Raw genomic sequence first — 9154 nt, 5'->3', positions numbered from 1 at the left:
GTCCGCACGGTCCTTCGCCTCCCGGTCCGCACGGTCCTTCGCCTCCCGGTCCGCACGGTCCTTCGCCTCCCGGTCCGCACGGTCCTTCGCCTCCCGGTCCGCACGGTCCTTCGCCTCCCGGTTCTGCTTCTCGAGCACGGCCTTCGAGTCGGTCAGCGGATCATCCTTGGCGAGCTTCTCCTTGGAACCCAGAATGTCGAGGGCATCCTGCCTAGTCATACCCGAGTTGTCCTTCATAAGCTCGGAGACCTTCCGCTCGTCCACAGCCTTCCCCTCAGCGGTCGGCTGCGGCCTGTCCTTCGCTTGATCGCTTGCTGACTTCTCGCCAATACTGCTCTTCGTGTCCGGTTCGGGCCACACCTGCTGGTCAAAAGGGTGATATCCGTAGTACTGGCTGTAGTTCTTCTTATACTTCGTCGGACCGTATTCATGGGGGTCGAAGGAGACAACGGCATCTTTCGTCACACCGTAGTCATGGTCACTACCGGTATCAAACTTTGTTTTTGCACCTTCTGCAGTCACCACAGTTATAGAGTGCTTAGACGCCTTGGGGAGGATTGCGACGTCCCCGGGGGCGATATCGTACGCATGCTCGTTATTGTCGGTTACATGAACAGTCTTGTCACGATCGTTGCGGATGGTCAATTCCGTGTCAAACAAACGACCGAACTTAGGGCCGGTTAGCGGATACATATGCTCCATATGCTCCTGCTTATTTTCAATGCTTACCGTCGGCGTGACCCTGTCGATCTCCTTCTGCGCGCGATCGATGGATTTCTGCACCGAAGTAAGGGAACCCGAGCCCTTCGGATCATTCAGGCGCTGTTCCAGGCCAGTGGCCCCGTCATGGAGGGCTGCCAACACATTCGAGTCCAACCGCTTCATGGCGTCTCCGTTCAGGAACGCCCGCAAGCCCGTCACGACCTTCTGCGCACCCTCGACCAGTTTCGTGTTACCGGGGTTCCGCTCAGCAATGCTCTGCATGTCCCGCAACGCGCCGAGCGCCAACGATGAAGACGCGCGGGGGGAGCTCAAGATTGTGTCCGCAGGTGAGCCAGTCTTTACGTCGCCATTCAGTGCAGCGAATGCGTGATTATATACCTCTTGAAGGAGTGAATCCACCGCAGGCATGCCTGCGGTATATCCCTTCGTCGAGAGGTACTCTCTCACCTTTTCTGCATCCTGCGGACCGGTGAATATACTCTTGACATCCTCCAGCATTTTTTGGGGCAGAATCGTTTCCGTTATTTTGTTAAGGCTGACAGGGTCGATGAGCCCACTGGCGACAGCGGCACTTGCTACAGCTGCCGCCCGCTCACTCGCCTGAACCTCCCTGGAACCCAGCCAGTAACCGGCACGGATTCCCTGCGCATGTTTGGGCTCGGTGTTTCCAGCACCGTAATAAATCCCATCATCCCTGGCTTCGTATTTCGTGCCAAGGTAGCCGTCGAAAATGGAAGTCTTAACACCCCCATTCCCGTCGACCTGGTGGAATGTTAATTGCTGGGCGCCTTTTGCGCCGGCGTGGTCAGCAATATCCGCAAGCGGATGGAAAAGTTTGTCGAGCTTGGTAGTGGTAGAGACTTCTTTGGTGTCACCCTCGGTACCCTGCGGACTGAGCACCACCGGGCCACTTTTCTGGAGAAGGGTCTGCAACAAAGGAACGGAGGAGACCGCAAGGTTTGAGCCGGGAGGAAGGCCAACGAGTGCGGTAGCTACGCCCCTTGCGAGGTCGGCTACTGTATTGAGAGTTGTCGCAGCACTGGAAGGCTCAGCAGTGACGAATACCACGTTGCGTGTTTTGTTTTTGACCTCATTCACCTCCGCCTTATTCGCAGAATCCCAGAAATCTTTCGCGGTTCTCATCACGCTTTCGAATCCGCTTTCCTCCTTATGTCCCACTTCGTAGCTCTCTGCACCCGGCTTTTCCGACTTTGCCAGACGATTTTCCGAAGCCGCTTCGGAGAAGGTGCCGCCATGGAAGTGCCATGATCTGCCCGCCGGGGTGTCGATGATGGTCTCTTTTGCGTCACGCTTGCCATCCAGCGTGAAGAACTTGAGCCGCATGTTCTTGCCGACCACGGAAGAACCGGGCTCCGCCACGGTGGCGCTAGCGGGGGCCTTGGAGACCACCCGACTCGCATGAGGAGGGATGAGGGTAAGCCCGTACTTAGCGCTCAGAGCTGCAAAGCCGCTGGCGCCGCCGCGCCCGACATCGAAAAGGTCAAGCATGGTATTCGGACCAACATTCCGACCAGCCCACCCAGCAAGGCCGGACATACCTTGAATCGGTTTTCCCTCCATAAAGGTAGAGCCCAGCGTTACCGCAAGATTCCCTAGGAAGACAGTCATTGAGGCTGCATCACTGGGGCCCGAGTAGACAACCATGGGCATGTCGCTGTCATTGGTGACCACGCTCTCGCCGGCCACAGGCTGAGGAGAGATCGTCTCTTCCCGCGCCGCTCCGCTGCCCCGATCTGAGCTGCCCCCGTCGCCACCCGCAACACGCCCGGTAGCTCGCTCATCGCTAGGGCCGGGGCCGGCAAAGGCCGGAGCGGCGCTGGCCGCGCCGATCCCTAGGACGACCCCCAGGGAAAGGGATACGGCGGCGTACCGGTTCGCCACCACGGTCGAGTTTTTGCGTACCTTCTTGTGACGTCCAGACATGATGTCCTCCTTGAAGAGCGAATTGAGTTCGGTGGACTCCCCGCTTATACGGAAGTCACCAAGGGGTTAATTGGGGGAGAAGATGAGGCTCACGTTTTTCAGTGACCCTCACCCCTAGGATCTGGCATCTTTGCTCAGATCGGTGGAATATTTGTTTCATGTGATCCACGAGTGGCTCGTCTGTTACGCGTGGTGCCAGAGTTTCTGGTGTGGCGTAGGGCGTGCGTCCTGTGGCCCCTGAGAGCCAGTCGTCGCTTCGTTGCGGCGATGGGGCGATCTTGGCGCCATGACCCACCACGATGTGGGGCGCCGGTGATGCGCACGCTGTGCCCAGGGCGGGAAGGAGCTCCCGTGTGCCACCAGCCTGACAAAAGCGGCGGGAACAGCACATCCCACAAGTGATGTACCGAAACAAAATGGGGTGAGGTGTTACGAATCGCCGTGTGTGGGGTTGTGCTGCGCCAGCCACAGGGCGATCTGCGTGCGGGAGCGGACGCCGAGCTTGTCACGGATCCGGTTCAGGTGGGTGGTGACCGTCAAAGGCGCCATCTTCAGCCTGCTGGCGATCTGTCGGTTGGTCAGTCCCTGCGCGACGAGTCGGGCGACAGCCGTCTCCCGCACGGTCAGCGGCCCCGCAGGACCAGGCCGACCGGTGCGCGCCGGTGCAGCCTCCCCCTCGCCGAGCGCATACGTCACCAACGCCGGCCACGCCATGGCGCGCCCCGCGGCCTCGGCCGCCTGCCGGGCGGCGGGGGGAAGCTCGGCGGCAGCGCGGGCCTGGAAGGGGGCGATCTGGTCCTGCCAGCCGGGATCGATCGCGCTTTCCAGCCGGCTGCGGGCGGCGGCCGTGAACAGCCGGACGGCGCGCTGGTACTCACCCCGCGCGACCGCGAGCGCGGCCAGCCCCTCGACCGCGTGCGGCGCCTGGTAGCCCTCGACGGGCAGCGCGCGCAGGGACTCGGCGAAGAGTTCTTCAGCCGCCGGCAGGTCGTCAAGGGCCAGCCGGACGGCGCCTGCGGTGTGCAGGGCAGCGGCAAGCAGGTGCGGGGATGCATACTCCCACAGCACGGGCAGACTACGGGTGAGGAGGGAGTCGGCCTCGGCTAGGCGGTGAGCCCGGAGCAATGCCCACGCCAGGTTGTGGCGGGCTACAGCCTCATCCCCGGGACGGCCCAGGACAGCAGCAACATCGGCGCAGCCGCGTAAGTCCTCCACGGCCTGGGAGAATTCCCGCCGGATCAGCCGGGCGCAGGCACGCGCGTCGAGGGCCCGGGCCAGCAGCGCCGGGTGATCGAGACTGCGAGCCAGTGCCACGGCCTGCTCGCCGAACCGCAGGGCAGTGTCCGAGTCACCCTGCCAGGTGCTGACGCGGCTGGCCAGGGCCAGCCGGGCCACCTGGAGGCGGTTGTCCGGCCACTCGGGGCCCTGCTGGAGCAGAGCCTGGGCGGCGGTCAGCTGATCCTGGTGATATCGGACGAGGGCCAGTGCCAGGACGAGCACAGGAGATGGAGGCCCCTCGGGCATCCTGGCTGGGCTCTGTGAAGCAACCAGCGCGGCAAGGTTCTCCTGCTCGGCCAAGGCCCGATCCGCCGTGGCATTGGTGTAGACCGCGTCCAGCAACGGAGCGAAAAGTTCTGACAGCCACTCAACGGCCCGCCGCCGGGCCTGCTCGGTCTCCTCGGACTCCTCCAGCCGCTCCCTCGCGTAGGCCCGGATCGCCTCCAACTGCCGGAACCGCACCGACATGGCCTGCCGGCCCGCCTCGTGGACCTCGGCAGACCCGGCCTGGCCCGGGCCGGCACTGGCAGCCTGGGGCGGGCGGAGATCCGCGGCTCGAACGAGGAGAGACTTGGCCTCCAAAGCAAGCAGCAGCGGCAGGATGCGGCGTGGTGGGAGGAGGCCGTCGGGGCCGTTAGCGGTGACGGCGACGGCCGCGTCTTTGGTGAATCCGCCGCGCAGGACGGACAGCCGGCGAAACAAGGCCTTCTCTGATGGCTCCAGCAGGCGGTGGCTCCAGTCGATCGCGGCCGCGAGGTCGAGGTGCCGATCCGGGCCCGTGCGGCTGCCGTCGCCCAGCAGGGCCAGCTCGTCGTCCAGCCCGGCCAGGATCTCCCTGACGGGCAGGCTCGCCGTACGGCGGGCGGCCAGCTCGATCGCCAGCGGCATCCCCTCCAGGCGACGGCAGATCTCCACGACCGTACGAGCAGCGTCCCCCGTTGCGCTGAAGCCGGGTGCGCTCGCCCTGGCACGGTCGATGAAAAGCCGCACCGCGTCGGACGGCGCGGCCGGCTTCCCGCGCCCCGTCGGCCCACTCTCGCTCTCACCCATGTCCAGCTGGCCGATCCGCAGCACCACCTCCCCAGGCACCCGCAGCACTTCCCGGGACGTCGCCAGCACACGCAGCGCGGGGCAGCGTCCCAGCAGATCCACGACCAGACGCGCGACACCGTCCACCACATGCTCGCAGTTGTCCAGCAACAGCAGCAGCCGGCGCCCGCCCAGCGCGTGTACGAGGGAATCCACGCCGGTGCGGCCGCCGTGTTCACCCACGCCCAACGCGGCGGCCACCGCCGGCACAGGATCAGCGCCCTCCGCAAGACCCGCCAGCTCCACCAGCAACAGCGGGCTCTCCCCCGCCCGCCGCCCACGGGCATACTCAACCGCCAGCCGCGTCTTACCGACACCACCCGGGCCGGTCAGGGTCAGCAACCGGGTCGTGCGGGCACGCAACAGTGCCCGCAGCTCACGCAACTCCCCCTCACGGCCCACGAACGAATCCAGCGGATAAGGAAGCTCAGGCACCCTCAGCGGACCACCCCCCGATCCGGGCCCTTCCCCGGCCCCAGGAACAGACGCAGCCGGCTGCGACGCCGCACGCTCCGCCGCACGCCGCCGGCGAAAAGCACGCTGCCGGCACGCACTCGAACAGTAGACAGCCACGCGCCCCGGCTTGCCACGACGGCCACCCGCCGAGGAACCCGACGCCTTCCCCAAAGGCCCGCCACACACCTCGCAACGGCCGTTACCGCCCATCACCCACGCACTTCCCGGCCCTCACATGCACCACACAGCAGCCCAGCAAGATCACTCACATTTTCCTATTTTGGGCATTTGATGCAGATTAACCTGGTTTGGCGTTAGGGGTGGGGTGTGACGAACGCAGGAGTTGCGCTACACAACAGACAGACTGGCTTCAGCGGAACGGCGCGGGCGGGAGACCAACGCCTGCTCATGACAAGCTGGTCACGCCACCGGTTGCATGGAGACTGCTCAAGGACCGTGGATGTGGGCGGTCACGGTTTTGGTTCTGGGCGCGATTGCGTGATTGCCCGGCTCATGCCCTCAGGGGGATGCGGGTCCGCAGGAGGCGGAAGGAGGCTCAGCCATACATGGCCCGCTTGACGTGGCCCTCGACGATTCCGGAACTCCATGGCGGGGTCAGGCCGGCGGTGACTGCCTGAAGGTCGAGGCACAAACCCTGCGCGAAGGCAAAGCTTGGGGTCGTTGCTTCACGCTCGGCTTCGCGCCCCCACTCCAGCAGCTGGTGGCGACGACGATGTTGGAGCAGATCGTGGAAGGCACGGGCGAGCTCGCAGGGCCGTGCGATGTCGGGGCACGCCAGCCGCACGCTCAGGAGCTGGTCTTCCTCTTGAGCCGCAGAGCGCCGCGGGCAGCATGATCCATGTGGTGATCTTGCGTGGGCTGGGCGGGCCACGGTCTGGCGTGAGTGGCGGGGGTATCTCATCGGCAGGCCCGCTGGCACTGAGAGCCCATTCCTGCCCGGCCGCCCCAGGCGAAGCCACTCTCCACGCCCTTACGCGAGGAGATTATTTCTGTGGTGAGACTTCCGCTAGTTGGAAATAGGGGGTGCCGTGAGCGTCTGTGCCCAGTGTGGTGGCCAGGACGCGGACATACCGGGCTTTGACAGGGGCTGTGAAGGCAAGGGGAACCCTGGAGCTGCCGGGGTTGGTGAATCCGGTGTACTGCTGGAATCGGACGTTGGTGAACATTGTCCCGTCGTTGCTGGTTTGGAGGGCGAAGTCGATCGGGAATCCCCAGCCATTGTGGCGAGGGGTGAGGACGACCCGGCGGATGGGTTGTGCGGTGCCGAGGTCGATCCTGATCCATTCGGTGCGGTTGGCGGGGCCGCGGGCGGAGGACCATGAGGTGGCCGGTGTGCCGTCGATGGCGTTGGAGGCAGCGAACGCACCGGGGGCGACGGAGGAGGCGACAGCACTCCTGCGGGGCAGCGGCGTGTAGCTACGCGCCTGTGCCGACCATGCGTCTCCGCCGTTACCTGCGACAGTCTGGTCGATGCGGGGTGCTGCCCTGGGCCGGTCGATGACCTGAATCCGGTCGACCGACTTGTGCCGATGGGTGTCGACGCGCTGAACGGTGGCATTGACGGCCTGGCGGTGCACGTGGGCGACGCGCCCAGTGAAAAGGACAGTCGCGGACTGGGGGAGGGCGACGCCGAGCTTGTGGTCGTTGAAGTGGCAGTCGGCCGTGCCGGCGTACATCAGGGCGGTGATTCGGCCCTTTTCGTTGATCGCCCAGCCCGGAGTGTTTACACCACAGCGGTCGTAGCCGCCCGGGGCCAGGGGGTCGGGTGCCAGCAGTTCACCATGGTCGGTGAAGTGGAGCCCGTCGGTGCTGGTGGCGTAGTGGAGACGCCAGGGGCGTGGCGCTTGGGTCCTGCGATAGGCGGCGATGTAGTGCCCGTTCTGCCGACGGATGTCGCCTTCGACGAAGCTGCCGATCCGCTGTAGGTAGGTGAAGTGCCTGGGGATGGCCTCGCGGGAGACGGCCAGGTGCTGCTGATAGGCCGGGCCGTTGTTGACGGTGCCATCGAAGTACAGCTCCCACCGGCCTGCGCCGTGGCCGTACTCTGCGTTCCAGATCAGTGAGGGGCGGGCGCATTTGGCCACGTGTGCGCCACGGAAGACGACCTCGTGACTGTGGTCGGTCAGCTGTGGCCAGCGCACGCCATCACCGGAGCTGAGCACCGAGCACCGGTCGCCTCCCGTACCTGTGACCGCCGTGGTCATGGCCATCACCCAGCCGAAGGGCCGCTTGACCGTGGAAGGGTCATTGGCATGCACGTAGACGCCGTGCCCGATGACCGTCCTGGCACTGGAGAATCCACTGGTGAGCGTATCGTCACGAGTGGTGGCCAGGTAGATCTCGTCGTTGCCCTGGCCCTTGGCAAGCCAACCACCGAAATAGACGTGCCAAACACCATCCCCCTTTACTGGGTTGGGTGAGTAGAGATTGGGGCCGCCGACGACCGGGTTGCCCTGGTAAGGCACGAAGAACGCATCACGGGGATCGTTCACTAACCGCCCCACATCATGCACCGTGAACACATCACTGGTCTTGCCTAGGTAGGTCAGACTTCCCATCGCTGCCACGGGCATCACCAGCAGACAGGCCACCACCGCCCCAAAAGCAGCAACTAAGGAAAACCGGCTGAGCTTCAGATTCATCAAGACTCCAGAGCAACGCTCGCTCCCGGATGGACCGATCCTGACACAATCGTGCGACCCCGAGAAGCGACCCCGCGACCGGAAACCAGGGGAGGACGTTGACGCGACGGCGGGCCAGGGCCAGGACGGCCTGGATGTGACGCTTACCCTCGGAGCGTTTGCGTTCGTAGAACCGGCGGGAATCCTCACAGCTTCGAATGCTGAACAGTGCGGAGATGTAGAGGACTCGTTGGAGTCGGCGGTTGTAGCGTCGTGGGCGGCGGAGGTTGCCGCTGATCTTCCCGGAGTCGCGGGGAACGGGAGCACGCCGCCGAAGCCGGGTGCCAGCGGCACGGTCCGTACCCCATGCTGGGGGCGGTGGGAGGCCCTTTTCACCGGTCAGCAGGCGGTCAACTGTCAATCCCCTCGCAGCGTGGAGACGATCTATGCGGCCAGGCCCTCTGGGAGGGCGGCTCGGTACTCGCGTTCGTAGTCGATCGTGCTCTTGAACCCGCATACGCTGTGTAGCCGCCTGGTGTTGGAGAAGTTGGTGATCCGGTGGCGATCTTGATGCGGGCCTCGGTGCGGGTGCGGAAGGTGTGCCTGTGGACGTACTCGACCTTGAGGACGCTGTTGATCGCCTCACTCACGGCGTTATCGAAGCAAGATTCGGCTCTGCCCATCGACTGCACGATGCCCTTCTTGCGGCAGGCCAGCTTGAACACCGGGCCCAATGGCCAGGTTGGAAAGGGCTCAAGGTCTTCCCGGAAACGATCGGTCCCTCCCCATAGAGCGTGGCGAGGGACCGATCAGTGCCTGAATGAAGGGCTCGTCAGAGGTTTCCTACATGGCGGCTCCGGTGGTGTTGCGGCGGCGGAGGTAGAGGAATCCGCCGAGGGTGAGCAGTCCTGCTGCGGCGCTGCCCATGGCCGGGTCGATCAGCGGGATGCCGGGGATCTGGGTGGTGACGCAGGAGTTGTTGTTCTGCAGGTTGGGGTCGGTCTCGTTGCCCGTGACGCTCA

The 9154-nt window shown here is 64.6% G+C and carries 3 protein-coding genes and 1 pseudogene; all 4 read right to left on the bottom strand.

The genetic code is table 11. The annotated features are described in order from the left end of the window. Window positions 1–2667 (bottom strand): hypothetical protein (locus ACZ7HQ_RS43460; RefSeq protein ID WP_471002657.1); only part of this gene is annotated, 2667 nt, incomplete at its 3' end. Between the two features lie 429 nt (window positions 2668–3096). Next, complete coding sequence (locus tag ACZ7HQ_RS43455; RefSeq protein WP_471002654.1) at window positions 3097–5469, bottom strand: helix-turn-helix transcriptional regulator; 2373 nt, start codon at window positions 5467–5469, stop codon at window positions 3097–3099. Between the two features lie 1025 nt (window positions 5470–6494). Continuing rightward, window positions 6495–8153, bottom strand: a complete 1659-nt coding sequence (locus tag ACZ7HQ_RS43450; RefSeq protein ID WP_471002651.1) for a discoidin domain-containing protein — start codon at window positions 8151–8153, stop codon at window positions 6495–6497. A 91-nt stretch (window positions 8154–8244) separates the two neighbouring features. Next, window positions 8245–8454 (bottom strand): annotated as a pseudogene (locus ACZ7HQ_RS43445) (transposase); the annotation flags it as partial. Between the last annotated feature and the right edge of the window lie 700 nt (window positions 8455–9154).

The sequence above is a fragment of the Streptomyces sp. NPDC037290 genome, from assembly GCF_055603245.1.
This window is presented reverse-complemented; position numbering and strand designations above follow the sequence as displayed.

Excerpts from the sequence above, each read along its gene's own strand:
- ACZ7HQ_RS43450 (WP_471002651.1), bottom strand. The coding sequence starts at position 8,153 with ATGAATCTGAAGCTCAGCCGGTTTTCCTTAGTTGCTGCTTTTGGGGCG.